Raw genomic sequence first — 21,303 nt, forward strand, 5'->3', positions numbered from 1 at the left:
CAGGTACGCGCGGTCCGGGGGCGTGGGGTGCGGGGCGGGAGTGGTCGTGGGGTGGTTTGTGGGGAGGGTGGCGGTGCGAGCGAAGGGCGGGGGCGTGCCTGAGAGGGCCGGGCGAGCGTCCGAGGAGGGGCGGTCCGAGCATGGGCCGGCGACTTCGACGGGCGAGTCCCAGGCCGGACAGAAGCCTGCCGTGGTCTGGTCGACCTGGCGGACCGCCGGGGTGGCCGCGCAGGCCGCCGTGCTCTGCGGGGTCACGTTCGCTGTGCTGGCCGCGCTGTCGGGTGGGCCGTTGGGGGTCGGGCGGCTCGCGCAGTTCGGGCCCGTGTGGTGGCAGGTCGGGGCGGCGACGCTGGGGTGGGTCGTGGTGGTGGCGGTTCCCGTGGCCGTGGTGGTGCGGGCGTGGCGGTGCCTGGCGGGGCGGGGGGCGACGGGAGGGCAGGGGAGCGAGGCGCAGGGGGCGTGGATCGGGAGGCCTCGGGTGGAGGAGTCGGGGGAGAGCGGCTCGGGTGTGGGGGGCTCCGGTGAGGGTGTTTCTGGTGAGGGCCGCTCGGGTGAGGTGGGCGCTGGTGCCGGTGGGCGCCGGCTGCGGGAGCGGCTGCCGTTGGTCGGCGGGTGGTTCTCGCGCAGGGCGCAGCCGGGGGAGGGCGACGACGCGGACACGGAATCGGGGGCGGGGCGCTCGGTGTACGACCAGGATGCGCTGTTCACGGCGTTCGCGCCGGACCACGCCGTTCACCGGCGGGGCGACGAGCAGGAGGTACGGCTTCCGCAGGACGGCCGGGACTGCGCGAGCGAGGCTCACGACCCGGACATCCCGTACGTGGAGTACGACCACGACACGACCTTCGAGCCGGACGACTTCCCGTCCGACGCCCGGCCACCGGAGCCGCCGCCCTCACCCGGGCCTTGGCACGACGAAGCCTCGCGTGCCACGCGCTGGGCGGCGATGAAGGAGGCGTCGGCTCCGGCGGACGCCCACGAGGACTCGCAACCCCGGGACGCTCTGGTGGGCTCGGCGGCATCGGACACCCGCGAGGGCTCGGCGGGACGGGACACCCGCGAGGGCTCGGCGGCACCGGACGCCCTGGGGAACCCGGAATCACCGCACGCCCCGGACAACCCGGAATCCCCGGACCCCCCGGAGCGCACCGCATCACAGTGAACGCGAGGATGCCCCACCGCGCTGCGGCCTCGCCCCCCTCAACCACGCTGCCGCATTCGCCCCCTCAACTCACTCGGTGTTCCCCAGAACCCCCCGCAGCTCCTCGGGCAGGAGCTCGTTGCACGACTGCTTCGCCTCGTTGGTCAGCGCGTCGTTCGTGCAGGTGTAGTAGTCGCTGTAGACCATCTGCGCCGTGAACCCGGCGGCGACCACCGCGATCGCGAGGGACGCCGTGACCAGCCCGCTCACCGCCGCCGTCGTCTGGGGGCGGCCCGTCTGCTGGGGAGCCGGGTTGTCCGGGTCGGGGGTGCGGGGCTTGGCGCGGAGGCTGCTGATGCCCCAGTACAGGGCCAGCGCGCCCAGCAGCAGAGCCACGTACGGCCAGCTGAACAGGGCGAAGAAGAAGGCCCACATGCCGGACAGCAGGGCGAACCGCGCGCGGCGCTGGACGGGGTCGGTGGGGTCCCAGCGCATGCCCGTGCCCGTGCCACCGCCTCCGGGGCCGTCCTGGCCGCCGCGGGGCCGGTCGCCGAAGCCGCTGGAGGAGCGGCCCGGCTGGCGGTCGCTCCACTGGCTGCCCCACGGCGAGTCGCCCTCGCCCGATCCCCGCGAGCCGTCCTCGCCCGAAGGGCGCCGCGGCTGCCACGGGCGGTCCGGCGTGCCCTCCGGGGGCGGCGCGAAGGGGTTGTCGTCCTGAGCCTGGCCGCCGGGGCCCCGCTCGTCGCCGTTCTGCCCGCCCGAGGGCGCGTCGGGCGGTGAGGCGGGGCGCTCCCGCAGCAGCATGCCGCTGTGCTCCCCTCCCTGCATGGACTGCGGGGGGAGCGTGAGGAGTCGCAGGCTGCGGTCCGGCATCAAGTGAGCGTCTTCCCCTTGGTGAATACGCACGATGGCGAATACGAACGATGGCGAATAGGAACGAACTGCTGGGACGAACTGCGTGAGCTGTCACTTCGTGAACGCACCGCACACCGTCCGCGTTCCCGAGCCCGCTCCCCGCAGACGCTACCTTCCGGCCATGCCCCCGTCCCATGGGGGCCGCCCGGTGTGCCGGTATCGTTGCTGACGGTCGGCTGCTTCGTAGACTTCCCCGTATCCCGGGGCGCGATGCATTCGTATGAACGTACAGACCATCCGTACGTTGAGCGCGCTGACGCTGAACGTACGGACCGTCGACGTCCATGCCCGCCGGCCGCACGAAGAAACGCACCCCCGAGAAAGGGCCCCACCGTGGCCGCCAAGCCCGTGGCCGAGCGTGCCAAGCGCCTCGTCGTCCTGGTCTCCGGATCCGGCACCAATCTGCAGGCGCTCCTCGACGAGATCGCCGCCGTCGGCCCCGAGGCGTACGGCGCCGAGATCGTGGCCGTCGGCGCCGACCGCGAGAACATCGAGGGGCTCGCTCGGGCCGAGCGAGCCGGGCTGCCGACCTTCGTGTGCAAGGTCAAGGACCACGGCAGCCGCGAGGAGTGGGACGCGGCGCTCGCGCAGGCCGTCGCCGCCCACGAGCCGGACCTCGTCGTGTCCGCCGGGTTCATGAAGATCGTCGGCAAGGAGTTCCTCGCGCGCTTCGGCGGGCGGTTCGTGAACACCCACCCGGCTCTGCTCCCCAGTTTTCCCGGCGCCCACGGCGTCCGCGACGCCCTCGCGTACGGCGCCAAGGTCACGGGCTGCACCGTCCACTTCGTCGACGACGGCGTCGACACCGGGCCGATCATCGCTCAGGGCGTGGTGGAGGTCCGGGACGAGGACGACGAGAGCGCTCTGCACGAGCGCATTAAGGAAGTCGAGCGAAGGCTGCTCGTCGAGGTCGTGGGGCGGCTCGCCCGCAACGGCTATCGCATTGAGGGACGAAAGGTAGTTATCCAGTGACCGCCGAGAGCAACAAGCGGGCCATTCGACGGGCGCTCGTCAGCGTCTACGACAAGACGGGCCTCGAGGACCTCGCGCGCGGCCTGCACGAGGCGGGCGTGGAGCTCGTCTCCACCGGGTCCACCGCGGGTCGTATCGCTTCCGCCGGCGTCCCCGTCACCAAGGTCGAGGAGCTCACCGGCTTCCCCGAGTGCCTGGACGGCCGCGTCAAGACGCTGCACCCGCGCGTGCACGCGGGCATCCTCGCCGACCTGCGCCTGGACAGCCACCGCCAGCAGCTCGACGAGCTGGGCGTGGCGCCCTTCGACCTCGTCGTCGTCAACCTCTACCCGTTCCGCGAGACGGTCGCGTCCGGGGCCTCCCCCGACGAGTGCGTCGAGCAGATCGACATCGGCGGCCCGTCCATGGTGCGCGCCGCCGCCAAGAACCACCCGTCCGTGGCGGTCGTCACCAGCCCCGCCCGTTACGCCGACGTCCTCGCGGCCGTCCGCGACGGCGGCTTCGACCTCACCACGCGCAAGCGGCTCGCGGCCGAGGCGTTCCAGCACACGGCGGCGTACGACGTGGCGGTCGCCTCCTGGTTCGCTTCCGCCTACGCCCCCGTGGACGACTCTCCGTTCCCCGACTTCCTCGGCGCCACCTGGGAGCGCGAGAACACGCTCCGCTACGGCGAGAACCCGCACCAGCCGGCGGCCCTGTACGTCGACGGCGGCGGGAGCGGTCTCGCGCAGGCCGAGCAGCTGCACGGCAAGGAGATGTCGTACAACAACTACACGGACACGGACGCCGCCCGCCGTGCCGCGTACGACCACGCCGAGCCCTGCGTCGCGATCATCAAGCACGCCAACCCGTGCGGCATCGCGATCGGCGCGGACGTCGCCGAGGCGCACCGCAAGGCGCACGCCTGTGACCCGCTGTCGGCGTTCGGCGGCGTGATCGCCGTCAACCGCCCGGTGTCGAAGGAGATGGCCGAGCAGGTCGCCGAGATCTTCACCGAGGTCATCGTCGCGCCCGACTACGAGGACGGCGCCCTCGAAGCCCTCGCCAAGAAGAAGAACATCCGCGTCCTGCGCTGCCCCGAGGGCCCCGGCAACCCCGTCGAGATCAAGCCCGTCGACGGCGGCGTCCTCCTCCAGGTCACCGACCGCCTCCAGGCCGACGGCGACGACCCCGCCAACTGGACCCTCGCGACGGGCGAGGCGCTCAGCGCCGAGGAACTGGCGGAGCTGGCCTTCGCCTGGAAGGCCTGCCGGGCCGTCAAGTCCAACGCCATCCTCCTCGCGAAGGACGGCGCCTCGGTCGGCGTCGGCATGGGCCAGGTCAACCGCGTCGACTCCTGCAAGCTCGCCGTGGAGCGGGCCGGTGCGGAGCGCGCGCGTGGCTCGTACGTCGCCTCGGACGCGTTCTTCCCCTTCCCGGACAACATCGACGTCCTGAGCGAGGCCGGGGTCAAGGCCATCGTCCAGCCCGGTGGTTCGGTCCGTGACGAGCTGGTCGTCGAGGCCGCGCAGAAGGCAGGGATCACTATGTACTTCACGGGAACGCGGCACTTCTTCCACTGAGCGATGAGCGCACGGCCATGAGCCGACAAGCGTGAGGGGCGCGCCGTACGAAACGGCGCACCCCTTCTCGCTACCGCCGTCAGGTCGAACGACGCAGCGCCGCCCAGGTGTTGGGCCCGACCTGGCCGTCCACCTCCAGCCCCTTGTCGCTCTGGAACAGCCGCACCGCGGACTCCGTGTCCGCGCCGAACTCGCCGTCCACGCCCGAGCCGCCGACGCTGTAGCCGCGCTTGGTGAGCATGCACTGGACTTGGAGGACGCGTGGGCCCGTGTCGCCGCGGTCGGTGAGTTCGGTGCCGGAGTAGTGGGTGCAGTCGGAGAGCCAGGGCGGGGTGGCGGGGGTCGTGGCGGTCTTGGTGGGGGTGGGGGTCGGGGCGCTGCCGCCGCCGCCCGCGCCGCCTTCGTTGCCGCCGGACGTGTCGGAAGGGGCGTCGGTGGGAGTGGCCTGGGTGCCGCCCGCGCCGCCTCCGGCCGCGTTCGGGCTCTCCGAGGCCTCGTCGTCCTCCGATGCGGAGGCCGTCTCCTTCTCCTTGCCGTCTTCCTTGTCCGTCTCCTTGTCGCCGGAGGGGGACGCGGAGGAACTGGGGAGGGGGGAGTTTTTCTGCGCCTGACCGGCCTCGGCGCTGTCGCTGGCCGTCGGTGCGGCCGAGGCCGTTTCGTCGAGGGAGGGGCGGGTGAGGAAGAAGGCGCCCGCGGCTACGGCGCACACGGCGAGGCTTGCGGCGATGGCGAGGTAGGCCTTGCGCTTTCTGCGGCTGCCGCTGACTTCCGGGGCGGGTGTCTGCAAGGGAGCGGGGTACGCCGGCGGCCCCGTCGGCGTATGGAACTGGACAGGCGTGGGCGACTGAGCAGGGGTCGGCGACTGGGCGGGGATCGGCGACTGTGTGGCCGTAGGGGCCTGGGCCGGCGTACTCAACCGGGGCGGCGTACGCAGTTGGACCGTCTGCTGGACGGCGAGCTGCTCCAGTGACTCGCAGGCCTCCTGCCGGGCCTGCAGCCGGGCCGCCAGCGGCTCGTGCCAGACGGCGGGCGCACGGCCGTGACCGGCGGACGTGGCCGCGTCGAGGAGTTGGCGTGGGGTGGGGCGTCCGGCGGGGTCCTTGGCGAGGCAGGCGGACAGGAGGGCGGCCAACGACGGGTCCACGGCGGCGAGTTCGGCCAGGATCTCCGGCTTGGGTTCCTCGAACGCGACGCGGTGCATCACGTCGACGCCCGTGCCGTCCCCGAAGGGGGCGTGCCCGGTGGCGGCGTAGATCAGGCTCCCGGCGAGCGAGAAGACGTCGGAGGCGGTGTCGCAGCGCGCCTCGCGCAGATACTCGGGCGCCATGAAGGCGGGCGTGCCGACCCGGTTGCCTGTCGACGTGATCGCGCTGCTGTCGGCGGCCTGCGCGATGCCGAAGTCGATGACGTGCGCGCCCCGCAGAGACAGGATGATGTTGGACGGCTTGAGATCCCGGTGTACGACATCGGCGGCGGCCAGCGCCGACAGCGCCTGCCCGAGCTCCCCCACCAGCCGCCACACCCCGGCACGCTCCAGCTTGCCGCACTCGCGCACGGCGTCCGCGAGGTTGAGACCGGGCAGGTACTGCGTCGCCATCCACAGCAGCGAGTCGTCGAAACCAGTGCCCAGCAGGTCCGGCGTACGCGGCGTGTGCACCTGCCCGTGCACAGCGGCCTCCCGCTCGAAGCGACGCCGGAACCGGGGGTCCTCGGCGTACTCGGGGCGGATCACCTTGACGGCGGCGAGTCCGGGGCTGTTGTCGGCGGGGCGTGCCAGGTAGACGTGGCCCATGCCGCCGCTGCCGAGGCGACCGAGGGAGATGTAGGGGCCGATCAGTGCCGGGTCCGTGGACCGCAACGGACTCGCCCCGGCCTGCTCCAACGCGGCGTCCACGGACGCCGGAGGGTGCGGCGAAGTCGGTTGTTGGTCTGACATGGGTCCCCCGATGTGCTGCCTTCTCACAACGTGCGCTCGCGTCACGCCAGTTGTCGACAGGCTACCGTCCCGCGAGGGAGGCGGCGGGATCGGCAAACGAACGGCCCGCCGGGGAACCGGCGGGCCGTTGGGCGCTGGTGTACGTGTGGTGTCAGCCGCGGACCGAGCTGGCTTCGTCGTTCTTGGAGCCCATGCTGCTCGCGTAGCCCTTCACATCGAGCTCCAGATTCCAGCCGCCGCCGTCGTTGTCCTCGGCCAGGTCCCCGTCATCCGCGGCGTACTGGTTGTTCCGCCATGACGAGGTCTTGTCGTTGAAGCTGTAATCATCGAGGTTCTGCCAGTCGCCGTCCTGGAAGATGAGCCGCTTCCCCTTGCCGTTACTGTCCTCGTACAGGCACACCCACCCGCTTGCGCACGCCGGTACGGCGGTGGCGCCCACCTCGGCGGCGTTGAGTGCCACCGTGTCGGTGGCCCGCTTGTAGCCGGTCGCCTTCTCACCGGCTGCCGCGGTGCTGTAGCAGCGGATGTCGTCCTGCGCGAAGACGGCGCAGGTGTGGGCGCCCTGCCAGCCCTTGGACAGGTCGATGGTCTTGCCCTGGTAGTAGGCCAGGGCGCCGTGGTCGGCGGACGGCTGTGCCTGTGCGGTTCCCGTCGTGACGAGAACCCCCAGTGTGGCCGTCGCGATCGCTGCGGTCATCCAGCGTGCTGTGCGCATGTCACTCCCTTGTCTTGGCCGGGGCGCCATCCCCCGTGGCGGCGCACGGACAACTCTGGTGGTCGCGGCCTCACAGCAGTACCTGCAAAGTTCCAGGGTCATGACAGGAGTTCGCACCATACGGTCTTGCCGACGCAGGTCAGCCAGACGCCCCAGCGCAGAGTGAACGCGTCGAGCAGAAGCAGTCCGCGGCCTGTTTCGTCATCGGCGTCCGGCTCACATGCGATGAGCCAGGCGTGCGCGTCGGGGTCCGTGACCTCCAAGCGTGTTCGGCCGCTGGGAGCACGGAAGAGACGGATGGTCACGGGGGTGCCTTCGCCGACAGGGGTGATCACGTTGGCCAGCAACTCGCTGACACAGAGCTCGACTTCGGGACAGGTCACACCCAGGTGCTCGCGCACGGCGCGGCGTACCTCCGGTACGGCCTTGGGGAGCGCGAGCAGTTCGAGGACGAGGGGTCGGTTCACCGGTCGGCTGCCTTGCGCAGTGCGGTGGTCAGGGCACGGGCGGTGGCCTGGTTGCAGTTTCCGAGCGCGATGAGAGGCCGCGCGGGGAGCGTGCCGGCGAAAGTGGGCAGGTCGATGCCGAGGGAGGGGAGGGTGATGCCGTTCGCTTCCAGCGCGGTGCGGAGTTGTTCGAGGCAGGCCGTGGTGTCGTCATGGGGGTGCATTGCCGTACGCCTTTCTGGGCCCTGTGCGTTCCGTGATGTATCGCTCACAGAGTGGCGTCGGGGCGGCTACCGTGAAAGACGTTTGGATTGCGCGCGGTAACCGGCAAACGGCGGTGGTGAGTTGTGCCTGCGAAGAAGGACCCTGACGCTTCGACGAGCGTTCCCTGTTTCTACGGCGCCGAGTTGCGCTTCAAGAGGGAGCAGGCGGGGCTGACGCTGGAGCAGTTGGCCGAGGGGAGTTTTCGGGGGATCTCGTTCCTCAGCCAGATCGAGCGGGGTGAGCGGCGGATGCCCGTCGATCTGGCCAAGCATGTGGATGAGCGGCTGGGGACGGACGGGTTTTTCCAGCGCCGTTGTGAAGACGCGGCCAAGGCCCGGCAGGTGGGCATCGCGGAGCACTTCGCGGACGCCGCCGAGCTGGAGAAGCTGGCGCAGAGCATCGAGGACTGGGCTCCGCTGCTTGTGCCCGGACTGCTGCAGACCAAGGCGTATGCAGAGGCGATTGCCCGTTCGGCGATGCCGCGTGCCTCGGAAGGCAGGGTCGAGGCAGTCGTGAAGGCGCGCTTGGACCGCGCGGGACTCTTCAGGAGCGATGCTCCGCCGAAGCTCTGGGCGATCGTCGACGAGTCGGTGATCCGGGGACGCGTCCTGCCGCCTGCGGGGATGGCCGAGCTGCTGAGCCACATCGCCGAGGTGATCCGGAGTACGCCGTCCATTCTGCAGATCGTTCCGGCAACCGCCGCCGCCCACCCGTTCATGATGGGGCTGACGCGGATCATGACGTTCTCCGATGCGCCACCGCTGGTGTACACGGAGGGTCTCCACAGCGGCCAAGTGATCGACTATCCGCCCCTCGTGGCGGAGTACCGCGAGTCGTACGATTTGCTAAGGGCCGCCGCACTGCCCCCGGAGGCGTCCCTGGCCATGATTGAGGCGGCAGCGGAGGAACACCGGAATGAAGCCCAAGAGCACCATTGACCTGAACTCCCTGCAGTGGCGCAAGAGCAGCTACAGCAGCGGGACCGGCGGTGAGTGCGTCGAGGTCGCCGTTAGCCTCCCCGACTGCGTCCCCGTCCGCGACTCCAAGACCCCAGAGGGCCCCGCGCTGGTGTTCCCCACCCCCGCCTGGGCCCTCTTCGTGAAGTCCCTCTAGGAGACCTCGTACTGCCCGACCTCCAGGAAGTACCGCAGCTCCTCCGGCGTCCCGTCGATGGCGTCCTCCGCCGCCGCCCGCAGCGCGTCGCTGATCGTCGGGTCGGCCAGGATGCGGGCGATGCGGACACGGTCGTCCTCGGCGCGGGCGAGGCGGTAGCCGGTCTCCAGGAAGGCGCGCAGGGCTTCCGGGGTGTTGGTGTCGAGGGCCTCGTTGGCCTCCCTGATGACCGCCCTGTCGGTCTTCGGGTCGGCGGAGGCGAGGATGCGGGCGATGGCGACGCGGTCGTCCTCGGCCTGGGCTGTCCAGCGGCCCGTCGCCAGGAAGTAGCGCTGGTCCTCGATCGTGCCGTCCATGGCCGCCTGCGCGGCGGCGTAGACGGCCTTGCCCGTCGTGGGGTCGGCGATGATGCGCATGATCGCGACCCGGACGTCGTCGTCGGACATCTCGTCGACGCCCGGGTCGGTCGCGTCGGACGCGGTCGCCACGGTGGTGGCGGACGACGGGGCGGCCGAGTCGGCGGCGAAGGCCGGGGTGGCCAGCAACAGCGCCGGGGTCAGGGCGGTGGCGACGAGGGTCAGGGCGATAGGGGTCGGTCTCACGTGTGAACCTTCCTTGTCTGCGTCGGGTACGTCAGGTGCGGTGTGCATCTTCCCTCCAACCGCCCCCGAGATCACCGGAATTACCGGGCTCCAGGTCAGACCTCCCCAGCCTTCCGCAGCGCCCTCCACGTACTCGCCCCCACCACCCCGTTCGCCTCCAGCCCCACCCGCTTCTGGAACGTGACGACCGCCTCGTGCGTCAGTGGACCGAAGATGCCGTCCACCTCGCCGACCTCGGTGATGCCATGCAGGTACCGGAGCAGACACTGGGCTTCGCGGACCTGGCTGCCCCCCTCGCCCCGCTTGATCGTGAACTCCCACGTGCCGTTCCACCCGGCGGTGTAGCCACGGCCGTACTTGGCGTCCTCGTACACCGTGGGCTTCTCGCAGGTGGGTGGTGCCGAGGCGGTCGGCCTGTCCTCGTCGCGCAGGGCGTACGTGGCTGCCGTCGCTGTCGCCGTCAGGGCCAGCGCCGCCAGCGCCGCGACCAGTGCCGGACGCCGCCACCGCCGGGGCCGTAACCTCGGCAGCCGCGCCGAGCGGGAGGCGCCCGCGGCCTCCTCGACCCGGCGCAGGAGAGCACCGGTGTCAGGGATCCGGGTGACGCGCGCGGAGTGCGTCGGAGCCAAGCAGTCCCGGACCATCTCCCGCCAGGTGTCCGGTAGTTCGGGCGACAGCCGTAGCTCCTCGGTGCCGCGCGCGTAGCGCATCGCCGCGTCGGTGCGTGCCTCCGTGCTGCCGCCGGGCAAGGGGAAGGAATCCGTGAGGACCACGTGCGCGAGGACTCCGAAGGCCCATACGTCGGCCGACGGGCGGATCCGGGTGCCCCGCTCGTCCACCTCCGGCCACAGCAGCTCCGGCGGGGTGTAGTCGGGCGTGGCGAAGGCGGGGGCGTAGGCGTGGGTGCCCTCCAGTTCGGCCGCCATGTTGAAGTCGGCGAGCCGGGCCGAACCGTCCGCCATCAGCAGGACGTTGGCCGGTTTCAGGTCGCCGTGCACCCAGCCGGCGTGATGCAGCTGGTGCAGGCCTTCGCAGATCTGGGCCAGCAGGGCCGGGCCCGAAGCCGGCTTCGGTTCGTGTTCCAGTGCGGCGTCCAGGGAGCCCTCGGCCCGCTCCAGTACGAGCACGGTGGCGCCGTCCAGCTCCGGGTGCTCCGGGTCGTCGACGGTCAGGGTGTCGTACATGCGGATCAGCCGGGGCGCGCGCAGGCGCCCCAGCAACTCCACCTCGCGTTCCGCCAGTTCACGCAGATGCCGCAGCTGCCGCGGGGTGCGGGTTCCGGTGGGCAGGAACTTCAGGGCGGCCCGGTGGGGCATCTCCGGGTCCCGTCCTCCGGCGAGCCGCGCCGCGTACACGGTGGCGAACGCGCCGGACGCGAGCGGCTCGCGCACCTCCCAGGGGCCGATCCGGTAGCCCTTCGGGACGGGAACGGCGTACGAACGCCCGGTCACCGGGCCACCCCGCCGACGGCCGCCGCGAGCACGCTCAGGTCGTCCTCGCGGACGAGGTCGAAGCGGAGCGCGAGGGAGACCAGAGACTCCTTCTTGCCGTTGACGCGCTGACCGGGCTCGGCGGTGTCGGGGCCGGGGCGCAGGCGGAGTTTGAGGGCGAGGTAGTCGATGTTCCAGTAGACGGACGAGCGGCTGACCGTCGGCCAGGTCGGGCGCAGGCGGTCCACCAGCTGCTCCACCGCCGGCAGCGGCGCGTGCGGTTCGCCGCGCAGCCGGGGCTCGCACAGGGCGGTCAGCACCGCGAAGTACCGGCTGGTGCGGTCCAGGGCGAACGCCGGTGCGGTGGCGGCGCCGGGCAGGCCCCGGCGGTCGGCGCTGCGGAAGGCGTGGCGCGGGGCCCAGACGTCGAAGGAGAGCAGGTCGCCCGCGGCGGGCAGGACCACCCGCGCGAACTCGAACGGTACGGGGGCTTCCAGCCGGCCCGGTGGGATCTTGAGGTGCTCCCCCGCGCCCTCCGGGTTCTCCACCACGTAGGTCTGGTCCTCGCTGAAGTTGCTCAGCAGCCAGAAGGACCGGTGTGCCGTGATCTCCCCGGCGACCCGGGGCACCCCGTCGTGCGAGATGGTCAGTCCGCCGTCCGACGCGGCTCTGCCGAACGAGAGCCGCTCACCGGTGGCGATCCTCACCTGGTCGTTCACATTGCCGCACGCCGGCGGCACCACGATGACGCTGTACATGGAGTCGTCCCCCTCCAGTTCCCCCGTTCAACGTTCAACGTGAGGAAAGGGTAAGGGGTACCTCATCGCGACTGCGAAGCTTTCGCGCGGAATGGCGCGGCGCGGCCTCCGGCCCTCCCCCGAGGGAGCCAGAGGCCGCGCCGCGGCCGGTCAGCAGGGACGCAGCGACCAGATCGGATCCCACGTCGCCGTGCCGGCCTGGTACGCCGTGGACGTCCAGCGGACGCTGCCGTCCTTGTTGAAGAACTTGGCGACGGTGCCGGGCGTCTGGTTGTTGGTGAACGGGCCGTCGCCGGTCCAGTTGGTGAGGTTCCACGTCTGGCACTTGTAGAAGTCGAACTTCTGACCCTTGACGATCATGCACAGGTGACCGTAGCCGCAGGCCAGGTCCCGGGTGCCGATCTGGCCCTTGGGGGCGGCGGTAACGGTCAGGCCGTCGTACACGACCTTGCCGTCGGTGACCCGGAGCGGCTTCTGGTTCCCGGCGAGAACCTCCTCGGCGACCTGCTGGGTGCTGGTCACCCGGGTGCCGTCCGGGCCGGCGACGGCGGAGGCCGTGACCGTGGAGCCGGCGATCAGGGCGGTTGCCGCGATGAGCAGTGCGGCGGGCTTGGCGATGTTCACGGTTGTTCCCCCATTGCATGGTGTGAACGCGACTGGTGTGAACGCGGTTGGTCACTTCACTGCGGTGGAGCGGTGTCCAACGTTCCAGTGGCGCCCGCCGACCGGTACCTCAGAACTCTCAGGGTCACGTCTTGCCGGGCGGCGTGTACTCCTTGAGGTGATGGGCGACGCGGGCGGCGTAGTCGCGGTACTTCGGGGGAACACCGCCCGCGTCGTTCACCACCTTGGTCGACGTCCGGTACGCGGCCGCCAGCAGCACCCGGCGGTCGCCGGACAGGCCCTTCCGGTCGAGGAGCGGTTGCATGTAGCAGAGGTAGCGGCCCACGGCCGGAATGGACTCGGCGGGGGAGAGGGGCGGCTCGGGGGTCTCCTTCGCGGGGACGCCGTCCGCCCGGATCCACCAGCGCAGCAGGCTCGGCGTCCAGCGCGCGATGCCGTACTCGCCCTCCTTGCCCACGGACGGGTCGGACAGGTCGGGGTCGAAGTTGCTCTCCGCCTTCAGCAGGGCGGCGATCAGCGCGGGGGTGACCTCCGGATGCACGCAGTCGTGGGCCGCGTCGACGATCAGGCGGCGGTAGGCCACGGGTACGCCCTTGTCGGTACGGAGTTCGTCCGCGCCGTAGGAGGCGGCGGCCGTGACCTTCGCGCTCTTGCCGGCCGGGGTCCCGCCACCGTCCCGGTCGGCGTTCGCCCAGTTGCTCACGCCGTAGCCGAGCGCGGCCACGGCGACCACGGCGGTCGCGGCGGCCAGCGCCGTCGTACGGCGGGAGCGGCGGCGGGGGAGGAGGGCCCGGGGCAGGCGCGGGGAGCGGCCGGCGCCGGCCGCCGCCTCCACCCGGCGCAGCAGGTCCTGGGTGCCGATCCGGTCGGCGTGCGTGCGGGTCAGGCAGTCCCGCACGATCTCCCGCCAGTCGTCGGGGAGTTCGGGCGACAGACGCAGGTCGTCGGTGCCGCGGGCGTACGCGGCGGCCGCGTCACGGCGGGCCGTCGGGGTGGCGCCGGGCAGCGGGAAGGAGTCGGTCAGGAGGAGATGCGCCAGGACACCGAAGGCCCAGACGTCCGCCGAGGGGCGGATGCGGCGGCCCCGCTCGCCGATCTCCGACCAGAGCAGCTCCGGCGGCGTGTAGTCGGGCGTGGAGAAGGCGGGCGTGTACGCGTGCGTGCCCTCCAGCTCCGCCGCCATGTTGAAGTCCGCCAGCCGCGCCGAACCGTCCGCCATCAGCAGCACGTTGGCCGGTTTCAGATCGCCGTGCACCCAGCCGGCGTGGTGCAGTTGCGCCAGCCCCTCGCAGATCTGCGCGAGCAGGGCGGGCCCGGCGGCGGGGCGCGGCTCGGCCGCCAGGAGCGCGGACAGGGAGCCCTCCGCCTTCTCCAGTACGAGGACGGTGGCGCCGTCGAGGGCGGGGCCGGCCGGGTCGTCGACGACGAGGGTGTCGTACATCCGGATCAGCCGCGGCTGCTTCAGCCGACGGTGCAACTCGACCTCGCGGTCGACGAGTTCGCGCAGGTGGGTGAGCTGGCGGGGGGTTCCGGTGCCGGTGGGCAGGAACTTCAGGGCCGCCGTCTTCGGCAGGGCCTCGTCGGCTCCGGTACGTCTGCCCTCGTACACACTCCCGAAGGCCCCGGTGGCGATCGGCTCGCGCACCTCCCACACGCCGACCCGGTACCCCTTCGGCACCGGCACGGCGTACGGCTCGGTCACCGCGTCACCCGCCCGGAGGCCGGTTCGGTCAGGACGACCAGGTCGTCCTCCCGGACCAGATCGAAGCGCAGGGCCAGCGACACCAGCGACTCCTTCTTGCCGTTGAGCCGCGGGCCCGTGTCCGCCGTCTCCGGGGCGGGCTTGAGGCGCAGCTTCACCGCGAGGTAGTCGATGTTCCACTGGACGGAAGTGCGGGACGCGGCGGGCCAGTTGGGGCGCAGGCGGTCCACGACCTGGTCCACGGTCGGCGGCGGGGCGTGCGGTTCGCCGCGCAGGCGGGGCTCGCACAGGGCGGCCAGGACCGCGAAGTAGCGCTTCGTGCGGTCGACGGAGAAGGCGGGCGCGGTGGTGGCGCCGTCCAGGCCGTCCTCGCTGCGGTAGTCGTGCCGCGGCGCCCACACCTCGATCGGCAGCAGGTCGCCGGCCGCGGGCAGCACGATCCGCGAGAACTCGAAGGGGACCGGCGCGTCCAGCCGCCCCGGCCCGACCTTGATGTGCTCGCCCGCGCCCTCCGGGTTCTCGACGACGTACGTCTGCTCCCGGCTGTGGTTGCTGAGTATCCAGAAGGCGCCCTGGGCGGTGATCTCACCCGCTCTGCGGGACACGCCCTCGTGCGCGATGGTGAGGTCGTTGTCGGAATCGGAACGCCCGAAACTCAGCCGGTCGCCGGGCGCCATACGGATCTGGGTGCGGTGGCTCTCGTCCTCCGTGGTCGGCGGAGGTACCACGATGATGCTGTACAAGGTGCGTCTCCCCGTGCCTGACGGCTACCCACGTCAGAGTAGGGCGACGCGGCGGGGCCGTGTCCCCCTCATACGAGTGAGACACGGCCCTCGGCTGTTATTGGCGTGAACCGATCCCTGGCGCTCAGTAACGCGGGCGGCTGAACCAGGCGGTGGAGGCGCTGTTGACCATCGACGCGAGGATGATGCCCGCGATGGCGAGGGAGATGAGCCCGCCGAAGGTGGTGGAGCCGCCCGCGCCGTTCACGATGTTGACGATGCCGCCGAGGATCATCAGCGACGCGTACACGATCGTGGTGATGCGGATGCCGCTGCCGCCGTTCTTGAACTTCACGCCCAGGAAGATGGACAGGGCGCCCAGGCCGACCAGCAGGGCCGCGGCCAGGAAGCCGAGGCCGGCCAGCGCGTCGGTGTCGTCACCGGAGCCGACGCCGTTGGAGACGTCCTGAGCGGCACCGATGGCGATACCGGCGATGATGCCGAACAGGATCTGGAAGCCGGCCATGATGAAGAGCAGCACACGGGCCGTCTTCATCAGACCGGGCATCTCCATCGGCATCATGTTCCCGCCCGGGTAGCCGGGGTAGGCCTGCTGCGGGGCCTGGGGGTAGCCGTAGGCGGGCGGCTGCTGGGGAGCGCCCTGGGGGTAGCCGTAGCCGGGCTGTCCCTGGGGAGGCTGCTGCGGCGGGTAGCCGGGCTGCTGGCCCTGGGGCGGCGGGCCGTAGGGGTTGTTCGGGTCGCCGAAACTCATGGCGGTCTTTCCTCCGTTGTCCGAGTGCGGGGACGCGCGGCACGGTTCGGAGGAAGGTCTTCGGATGCGGTTGTCCCCCCGGCTCTGCCCGCGGCACTGCCGTCACATCGTTCTTTAGTCTGCTCTTACTTGTCCAGCCGCATTCCCTATGTGTTGTGCAAGTGCAACATCGCTGATCATGAGTGGATACGGGTGGAGATACGGTCGTGCAGGCCACCGCGGACCCGGAGCGAGCCCGGAACGGACCCGGATTGGAACCGGAAGGGCGTCATCTAGGAGGATGGGACCCATGACCGCCCAGATTCTCGATGGCAAGGCCACCGCAGCCGCGATCAAGTCCGATCTGACCGCCCGCGTGGCGGCGCTGAAGGAGAAGGGCGTCACGCCCGGCCTCGGCACGATCCTGGTCGGGGAAGACCCCGGCAGTCAGAAGTACGTCGCAGGCAAGCACCGCGACTGTGCCCAGGTCGGCATCGCCTCCATCCAGCGCGAGCTGCCGGCGACGGCGACCCAGGAGGAGATCGAGGCGGTCGTCCGCGAGCTGAACGAGGACCCGGACTGCACCGGCTACATCGTCCAGCTGCCGCTGCCCAAGGGCATCGACGAGAACCGCATCCTCGAACTGATGGACCCGGCCAAGGACGCCGACGGCCTCCACCCGATGAACCTCGGCCGCCTGGTCCTGAACGAGCCGGCCCCGCTGCCCTGCACCCCCAACGGCGTGCTGACCCTGCTCCGCCGGTACGGCGTCGAGATCAAGGGCGCGGAGGTCGTGGTCGTCGGCCGGGGCGTGACCATCGGCCGCCCGATGCCGCTGCTGCTGACCCGGCGCAGCGAGAACGCGACGGTGACCCAGTGCCACACCGGCACGCGCGACCTGTCGGCGCACCTGCGGAACGCCGACATCATCGTCGCGGCCGCGGGCTCCGCCCACCTCATCCGCCCCGAGGACGTGAAGCCGGGCGCGGCCGTCCTCGACGTGGGTGTCTCGCGCAACGCCGAGGGCAAGATCGTCGGTGACGTCCACCCCGGCGTCGCGGAGGTGGCCGGCTGGATCTCCCCGAACCCCGGCGGCGTGGGCCCGATGACCCGGGCGCAGCTGCTGGTCAACGTGGTCGAGGCGGCGGAGCGCAGTGTCGGCTGAGGACACCGCCGGCAGGGCGGAGGACAGGGCCGGGGCGGAGGACAGCGCCCGGGCGGAGGACGCTGCCAGGGCGCAGGATGCTGCCGGGGCGGAGGAGATCGAGGTCCGGGACCCGGTGAGCGCCCCGGACGCGGATGGCGTGCCCCGGCGCACCACCCGTCGCTTCCCGCTGTTCACCAGGGACACGGCACGCCCCGAAGGCGGCGGCCGGGCCGCCGGCGGTGACGCGCCGGCGCCCGCCCGGCAGTGGCCCGTCCTCCTCGTCCTCGGACTGGTTGGTGTCGGCCTGCTGATCACCGCGCTCGACGTGTTCCGCGTCGGCACGCTGGTGATCGGCGGCGCCCTGCTGGCCGGCGCGGTGCTGCGGTGGCTCCTGCCGAGCGTCGGCATGCTCGCCGTACGTTCCCGCTTCACGGACATCGCGACGTACGGCGTGCTGGGACTCGTGATCGTGCTGCTGGCGCTGATGGCACAGCCGGATCCGTTGCTGAAGGTGCCGTTCCTGAAGGACGCCCTGCACTTCACGGTGGACAGCTGACGCTCTTCGCATGACGGCGGCCCGTCCTCTCCCCCGAGCCAGGACGGACCGCCGTTCGCGTCCACCGTGGGGCACCGTGAAGGTGCTGTTCAACGGCTGTCAGCGCGCTGTGTCACGGAGGTGACCGTTCCGCTACGTCGGGGCCGTCGGGGAACCAAGGCACCGTCCCCTGTCGTCACCCGATCGGATCTGGTTCGGAGGTGAGCGATGGGTGCCTGGCAGCCGCTGCCCGACGATCTGCCGCCGGAGGTGCGGCACTTCGTGGAGCAGTTGCGGCAGCTCAAGGACCGCACGGGCCTGAGCCTGGTCGCGCTCGGCGCGCGCACCGCGTACAGCAAGTCCTCCTGGCAGCGCTACCTCAACGCCACCCAGCCCCCGCCCCGGCAGGCGGTCGTCGCGCTGTGCCGCGTGGCGGGGATCGGCAAGGAGGAGGCGGAACGCTTCGGGGTTCGGTGGGAACTGGCGGTGCGGGCGTGGCCGAAGCCGGTGGTGGTTCCGGGGGCGGGGAGGCCGGAGGGCACGGCCGAGACCATCGGGAACGACGAGAACACCGGGAACGCCGGTGGCGCCGATACCGACGCGGAGTCCGAGCGGTACGAGGACGATCCCACCCTGCCCTGGTGGGACGCGCCGCCGAAGCGATCGGAGCCGCCCTCGCGCCGGCTGCTGGTGGTCGCGGTGGTTCTCGTCGTGGCTCTGGCGTTGACCGCGGTGATCGGGGCCGTTGCGCTGGGGTGAGCCCGGTGGGACAGCCGTGCCGGTCGCGCCGATCGTGCCGGACTTGTCCGAATGCGGCACATGTGACGCAGGTGATCGTTTATGTGGGTTCTGTGTGGCGATGTGTTGACAAGTTCGCGGATTTGCAAGGAAGTCGTTCAACAACCGGGCTAGCGTGGTCGATCGGGACGGTCCGGGGCGTCCTGTGAATCGCAAGGGCTTACTGCCAGGGTTGGGTCGGCCGGCGAGGGGGGCCGGTGGAACACTGGACGGGTCCGGCGGGCGTGCAACGGTGCGTGCCCACGGTCGCAACGCTCCCGTGCGCCCCCACCCCGGGAACTGAGATCCTCACTGGGCGCATCCCTGTGGGTAGCCAGAACGGGGACTCGGCAGAGGGCACCACGCGCGGGGGAGACGCGAGAAAGACCAGCACGAACCGGGGGGAAGAGGGGGGAAGCAATGCCTCGTTGGAGGGCCTTGCCGGATGAACTGGATCCGCAGGTCAGGGAGTTCGCGAGTCAGCTGCGGCGGCTCGTGGACCGCAGCGGTCTGAGCATCGCGGCGCTGGCCGACCGCACGGGATACAGCAAGACGTCCTGGGAGCGGTACCTGAACGGGCGGCTGCTCGCGCCCAAGGGCGCGATCGTGGCGCTCGCCGAGGTCACCGGCACCAATCCGATCCACCTGACGACGATGTGGGAGCTCGCCGAACGGGCGTGGAGCCGTTCGGAGATGCGCCACGACATGACCATGGAGGCGATCCGGATCTCCCAGGCGCGTGCCGCACTGGGCGAGTTCGGGGCGCCGCCGGCGAATGCCAAGGGGAGCGCGAAGGCGGGCAAGGGTGCGCGGCGGGGCGGCAGCGCCACGGCCGCGCCCACGTCCGGGGTGGCGGGGCCGGCGGGGGTGGCCCCGACCGTTCCGCCCGCGGTTCCGGCGCAGCCTACGGCGCCGGAGGTGCGGGACTCGGCGGTCAGGGATTCTTCGGTACGGGATTCCTCGGTACAGGACTCCTCGGTACGGGATTCGGCGGTACGGGACTCCTCGGCGCCGGACCCGGCGGCGCGGGGGTCCGCAGGGGGCGACGTCCGGGAGGGCGGTTCCTCCGGGGCCAACTCGTGGGGGGTCGCGGGGTATCGGGGGCCGTCGCAGCCGGGGGGTCGTGCGGGTACGGCGCCGTCGGCTGACGCATCCGGCGCGTCCGGTGTTTCCGGCGTGGCCGGTGGGTCCGGGGTACCCGGTTCCGGTCAGTACGGTGCGCCTCCGCAGCGGCCGGAGGGCGGCGTGTCCGCGGGCGGCGGCGGTGGCAAGCGGCGGCTGACGATGTTCCTCGCGGGGGTCGTCGGTGTGCTGGTCGTGATCGCGGCGGTGTTCTACCTCGTCGACCCCGGCGGCGGGAAGAAGGACCCGAACGCCGGTAAGTCGCCCTCGCCGTCCGTGACGACCGACCCCGATCTGCCGGCCGGGGTGAAGTGCAGCGGTGACTCCTGCACCGGCAAGGACGCGGAGAGCATGGGCTGCAGCGGTGACCTCGTGACCACCGCCAAGACCGCGACCGTCGGCACGGCCGTGGTCGAGGTGCGCTACAGCGAGACCTGCGGCGCGGCGTGGGGACGTATCACTCAGGCCGCGCAGGGCGACGAGGTGGTGGTGACGGTCGGCAAGACGAAGCAGACCGGGACGATCACCGTTGCCGGGGACGCGATCGCGTACACCCCGATGATCGCCGTGAAGGACGCGGGCGAGGCGACGGCGTGCGCGACGCTGGCCGCGGGGCTGGAGGGGTGTACGCAGTAGCGGGGGCTGGACTTGAGGTTCCCAGCGGGCGAAAAAAGGTTCGGTGGGGCAGGAATGGCCGTCGGCAAAGTGGGCACGCGCACCGTACCCCCACGGGAGTCCGGCATCCGGTACCCCCACCCAGCGGCCGCCCAGGTCCCCCTCTCCCGGACCGGGCGGCCGCTCCTTTCGCCCCCCGATCGACATCGATCGACATTGATCGACATTCTGTGGGACGGGCCACACGGACCCGGCCGTGCGAGATCCTGGATGCGCGATAGCCTGACGGGTGGATCTCTTGACGCCAAGAGATCGATCATCTCTTCGTCCCGCACCCCGGGGCAGGACGCCCACCGCCAGCTGTCATACGGAGAACGCCATGACCCGCACTCCCGTGAACGTCACCGTCACCGGCGCGGCCGGCCAGATCGGCTACGCCCTGCTGTTCCGCATCGCCTCCGGCCAGCTGCTCGGCGCGGACGTGCCGGTCCGGCTGCGGCTTCTCGAGATCACCCCGGCGCTTAAGGCCGCCGAGGGCACCGCGATGGAGCTCGACGACTGCGCGTTCCCGCTCCTGGCGGGCATCGACATCAGCGACGACCCGAACGTCGCCTTCGACGGCGCCAACGTCGCCCTCCTGGTCGGCGCCCGCCCCCGCACCAAGGGCATGGAGCGCGGTGACCTCCTCGAGGCCAACGGCGGCATCTTCAAGCCGCAGGGCCAGGCCATCAACGCCCACGCCGCGGACGACATCAAGGTCCTGGTCGTCGGCAACCCGGCCAACACCAACGCGCTCATCGCGCAGGCCGCCGCGCCCGACGTACCGGCCGAGCGGTTCACCGCGATGACCCGCCTCGACCACAACCGCGCGCTCACCCAGCTCGCCAAGAAGACCGGCTCCACGGTCTCCGACATCAAGCGGCTCACCATCTGGGGCAACCACTCCGCCACCCAGTACCCGGACATCTTCCACGCCACCATCGCCGGCAAGAACGCCGCCGAGGTCGTGAACGACGAGAAGTGGCTCGCCGAGGACTTCATCCCGACCGTCGCCAAGCGCGGCGCGGCGATCATCGAGGCCCGCGGCGCCTCCTCGGCCGCCTCCGCCGCCAACGCCGCCATCGACCACGTCCACACCTGGGTCAACGGCACCGCCGACGGCGACTGGGTGTCGATGGGCATTCCGTCGGACGGTTCGTACGGCGTTCCGGAGGGGCTCATCTCCTCCTTCCCGGTCACCACCAAGGACGGCAAGTACGAGATCGTGCAGGGCCTGGAGATCAACGAGTTCTCCCGCGCCCGTATCGACGCCTCCGTCAAGGAGCTCGAGGAGGAGCGCGACGCGGTCCGCGCCCTCGGCCTCATCTGAGCCGACCGGCAACCGCTGATCCCCGGGCCATGCGACAACGGCCCGGGGATCAGCGCGTTTTCACGCCCCTGTGCATAGCCCGCCG

General features: G+C 71.3%; 22 protein-coding genes. 10 read left to right on the plus strand and 12 right to left on the minus strand.

Annotation, left to right across the window (positions count from 1 at the left end):
- The first annotated feature begins 40 nt into the window (after positions 1-40).
- Positions 41-1,162, plus strand: coding sequence for a cell division protein PerM (locus tag IF78_RS50450; protein ID WP_280514410.1), 1,122 nt, complete (start codon positions 41-43; stop codon positions 1,160-1,162).
- Between the two features lie 69 nt (positions 1,163-1,231).
- On the opposite strand, the gene IF78_RS0120530 is transcribed toward IF78_RS50450, so the two are convergent.
- The gene (locus IF78_RS0120530; RefSeq protein WP_031477559.1) at positions 1,232-2,014 is read right to left on the minus strand and encodes a hypothetical protein; all 783 of its coding nucleotides are present in this window, start codon (positions 2,012-2,014) and stop codon (positions 1,232-1,234) included.
- 375 nt (positions 2,015-2,389) lie between these two features.
- On the opposite strand from IF78_RS0120530, the gene purN reads away from it, so the two are divergent.
- Together purN and purH are read left to right on the plus strand one after the other, a co-directional pair.
- Positions 2,390-3,028, plus strand: coding sequence for a phosphoribosylglycinamide formyltransferase (purN, locus tag IF78_RS0120535; RefSeq protein ID WP_031477560.1), 639 nt, complete (start codon positions 2,390-2,392; stop codon positions 3,026-3,028).
- On the plus strand, positions 3,025-4,590 hold the full coding sequence (gene purH / locus IF78_RS0120540) for a bifunctional phosphoribosylaminoimidazolecarboxamide formyltransferase/IMP cyclohydrolase (protein WP_031477562.1): 1,566 nt from the start codon (positions 3,025-3,027) through the stop codon (positions 4,588-4,590). The genes purN and purH overlap by 4 nt, the downstream gene beginning before the upstream one ends.
- Before the next feature lie 79 nt (positions 4,591-4,669).
- Here the strand turns inward: purH and IF78_RS0120545 are convergent, their stop codons facing one another.
- The 4 genes from IF78_RS0120545 to IF78_RS0120560 form a co-directional block, all read right to left on the minus strand.
- The gene (locus IF78_RS0120545) at positions 4,670-6,526 is read right to left on the minus strand and encodes a serine/threonine-protein kinase (protein WP_031477564.1); all 1,857 of its coding nucleotides are present in this window, start codon (positions 6,524-6,526) and stop codon (positions 4,670-4,672) included.
- 151 nt (positions 6,527-6,677) lie between these two features.
- On the minus strand, positions 6,678-7,241 hold the full coding sequence (locus IF78_RS0120550) for a peptidase inhibitor family I36 protein (RefSeq protein WP_031477566.1): 564 nt from the start codon (positions 7,239-7,241) through the stop codon (positions 6,678-6,680).
- 98 nt (positions 7,242-7,339) lie between these two features.
- Entirely contained in the window at positions 7,340-7,708 is a 369-nt protein-coding gene (locus tag IF78_RS0120555) for an ATP-binding protein (RefSeq protein ID WP_031477567.1), read from the minus strand.
- Positions 7,705-7,911 carry a hypothetical protein gene (locus tag IF78_RS0120560; protein WP_031477569.1) on the minus strand — a complete coding sequence of 69 codons (207 nt, stop codon included), beginning with the start codon at positions 7,909-7,911 and terminating at the stop codon, positions 7,705-7,707. Before IF78_RS0120560 ends, IF78_RS0120555 begins: the two co-directional genes overlap by 4 nt.
- A 123-nt stretch (positions 7,912-8,034) precedes the next feature.
- Here IF78_RS0120560 and IF78_RS0120565 point away from each other — a divergent pair, with 123 nt between their 5' ends.
- The gene (locus IF78_RS0120565; protein ID WP_031477571.1) at positions 8,035-8,889 is read left to right on the plus strand and encodes a helix-turn-helix domain-containing protein; all 855 of its coding nucleotides are present in this window, start codon (positions 8,035-8,037) and stop codon (positions 8,887-8,889) included.
- Positions 8,867-9,064 carry a DUF397 domain-containing protein gene (locus tag IF78_RS0120570; protein ID WP_031477573.1) on the plus strand — a complete coding sequence of 66 codons (198 nt, stop codon included), beginning with the start codon at positions 8,867-8,869 and terminating at the stop codon, positions 9,062-9,064. The genes IF78_RS0120565 and IF78_RS0120570 overlap by 23 nt, the downstream gene beginning before the upstream one ends.
- On the opposite strand, the gene IF78_RS0120575 is transcribed toward IF78_RS0120570, so the two are convergent.
- The 7 genes from IF78_RS0120575 to IF78_RS0120605 form a co-directional block, all read right to left on the minus strand.
- Entirely contained in the window at positions 9,061-9,666 is a 606-nt protein-coding gene (locus IF78_RS0120575) for an ALF repeat-containing protein (RefSeq protein ID WP_031477574.1), read from the minus strand. The genes IF78_RS0120570 and IF78_RS0120575 overlap by 4 nt on opposite strands.
- A gap of 95 nt (positions 9,667-9,761) precedes the next feature.
- Positions 9,762-11,117, minus strand: a complete 1,356-nt coding sequence (locus IF78_RS0120580; RefSeq protein ID WP_031477576.1) for a protein kinase domain-containing protein — start codon at positions 11,115-11,117, stop codon at positions 9,762-9,764.
- Positions 11,114-11,854, minus strand: a complete 741-nt coding sequence (locus tag IF78_RS0120585; protein WP_031477578.1) for a hypothetical protein — start codon at positions 11,852-11,854, stop codon at positions 11,114-11,116. The genes IF78_RS0120580 and IF78_RS0120585 overlap by 4 nt, the downstream gene beginning before the upstream one ends.
- A 150-nt stretch (positions 11,855-12,004) precedes the next feature.
- Positions 12,005-12,478: a hypothetical protein gene (locus IF78_RS0120590; RefSeq protein WP_031477579.1), complete on the minus strand. Its 474-nt coding sequence runs from the start codon at positions 12,476-12,478 to the stop codon at positions 12,005-12,007.
- A gap of 124 nt (positions 12,479-12,602) precedes the next feature.
- Entirely contained in the window at positions 12,603-14,180 is a 1,578-nt protein-coding gene (locus IF78_RS0120595; protein ID WP_031477580.1) for a protein kinase domain-containing protein, read from the minus strand.
- The gene (locus IF78_RS0120600; protein ID WP_031477581.1) at positions 14,177-14,923 is read right to left on the minus strand and encodes an FHA domain-containing protein; all 747 of its coding nucleotides are present in this window, start codon (positions 14,921-14,923) and stop codon (positions 14,177-14,179) included. Before IF78_RS0120600 ends, IF78_RS0120595 begins: the two co-directional genes overlap by 4 nt.
- A 124-nt stretch (positions 14,924-15,047) precedes the next feature.
- The gene (locus IF78_RS0120605; protein ID WP_031477582.1) at positions 15,048-15,674 is read right to left on the minus strand and encodes a hypothetical protein; all 627 of its coding nucleotides are present in this window, start codon (positions 15,672-15,674) and stop codon (positions 15,048-15,050) included.
- A 289-nt stretch (positions 15,675-15,963) separates the two neighbouring features.
- Between IF78_RS0120605 and IF78_RS0120610 the strand changes: the two genes are divergently transcribed.
- From IF78_RS0120610 to IF78_RS0120630, 5 genes are all read left to right on the plus strand, one after another.
- Positions 15,964-16,818, plus strand: coding sequence for a bifunctional methylenetetrahydrofolate dehydrogenase/methenyltetrahydrofolate cyclohydrolase (locus IF78_RS0120610; RefSeq protein WP_031477583.1), 855 nt, complete (start codon positions 15,964-15,966; stop codon positions 16,816-16,818).
- Positions 16,808-17,356 carry a DUF3017 domain-containing protein gene (locus IF78_RS0120615; protein ID WP_031477585.1) on the plus strand — a complete coding sequence of 183 codons (549 nt, stop codon included), beginning with the start codon at positions 16,808-16,810 and terminating at the stop codon, positions 17,354-17,356. Before IF78_RS0120610 ends, IF78_RS0120615 begins: the two co-directional genes overlap by 11 nt.
- A gap of 207 nt (positions 17,357-17,563) precedes the next feature.
- Entirely contained in the window at positions 17,564-18,094 is a 531-nt protein-coding gene (locus tag IF78_RS0120620) for a helix-turn-helix domain-containing protein (RefSeq protein ID WP_031477587.1), read from the plus strand.
- A gap of 456 nt (positions 18,095-18,550) precedes the next feature.
- Positions 18,551-19,870 carry a helix-turn-helix domain-containing protein gene (locus IF78_RS0120625; RefSeq protein ID WP_107049981.1) on the plus strand — a complete coding sequence of 440 codons (1,320 nt, stop codon included), beginning with the start codon at positions 18,551-18,553 and terminating at the stop codon, positions 19,868-19,870.
- A 358-nt stretch (positions 19,871-20,228) separates the two neighbouring features.
- A complete protein-coding gene (locus IF78_RS0120630; protein ID WP_031477590.1) occupies positions 20,229-21,218 on the plus strand; it encodes a malate dehydrogenase in 990 nt (329 codons plus the stop codon).
- Positions 21,219-21,303 lie beyond the last annotated feature (85 nt).

Origin of the sequence: Streptomyces bicolor (assembly GCF_000719285.1) — a bacterium.
Taxonomy (GTDB): Bacteria; Actinomycetota; Actinomycetes; order Streptomycetales; family Streptomycetaceae; genus Streptomyces; species Streptomyces bicolor.

Bases quoted from the DNA above. Each gene is read 5' to 3' on its own strand.
- IF78_RS0120630 (WP_031477590.1), top strand. From the start codon at position 20,229: ATGACCCGCACTCCCGTGAACGTCACCGTCACCGGCGCGGCCGGCCAG.
- IF78_RS0120620 (WP_031477587.1), top strand. From the start codon at position 17,564: ATGGGTGCCTGGCAGCCGCTGCCCGACGATCTGCCGCCGGAGGTGCGG.
- IF78_RS0120550 (WP_031477566.1), bottom strand. From the start codon at position 7,241: ATGCGCACAGCACGCTGGATGACCGCAGCGATCGCGACGGCCACACTG.
- IF78_RS0120610 (WP_031477583.1), top strand. From the start codon at position 15,964: ATGACCGCCCAGATTCTCGATGGCAAGGCCACCGCAGCCGCGATCAAG.
- IF78_RS0120530 (WP_031477559.1), bottom strand. From the start codon at position 2,014: ATGCCGGACCGCAGCCTGCGACTCCTCACGCTCCCCCCGCAGTCCATG.
- IF78_RS0120560 (WP_031477569.1), bottom strand. From the start codon at position 7,911: ATGCACCCCCATGACGACACCACGGCCTGCCTCGAACAACTCCGCACC.
- IF78_RS0120585 (WP_031477578.1), bottom strand. From the start codon at position 11,854: ATGTACAGCGTCATCGTGGTGCCGCCGGCGTGCGGCAATGTGAACGAC.
- IF78_RS0120570 (WP_031477573.1), top strand. From the start codon at position 8,867: ATGAAGCCCAAGAGCACCATTGACCTGAACTCCCTGCAGTGGCGCAAG.
- IF78_RS0120545 (WP_031477564.1), bottom strand. From the start codon at position 6,526: ATGTCAGACCAACAACCGACTTCGCCGCACCCTCCGGCGTCCGTGGAC.
- IF78_RS0120605 (WP_031477582.1), bottom strand. From the start codon at position 15,674: ATGAGTTTCGGCGACCCGAACAACCCCTACGGCCCGCCGCCCCAGGGC.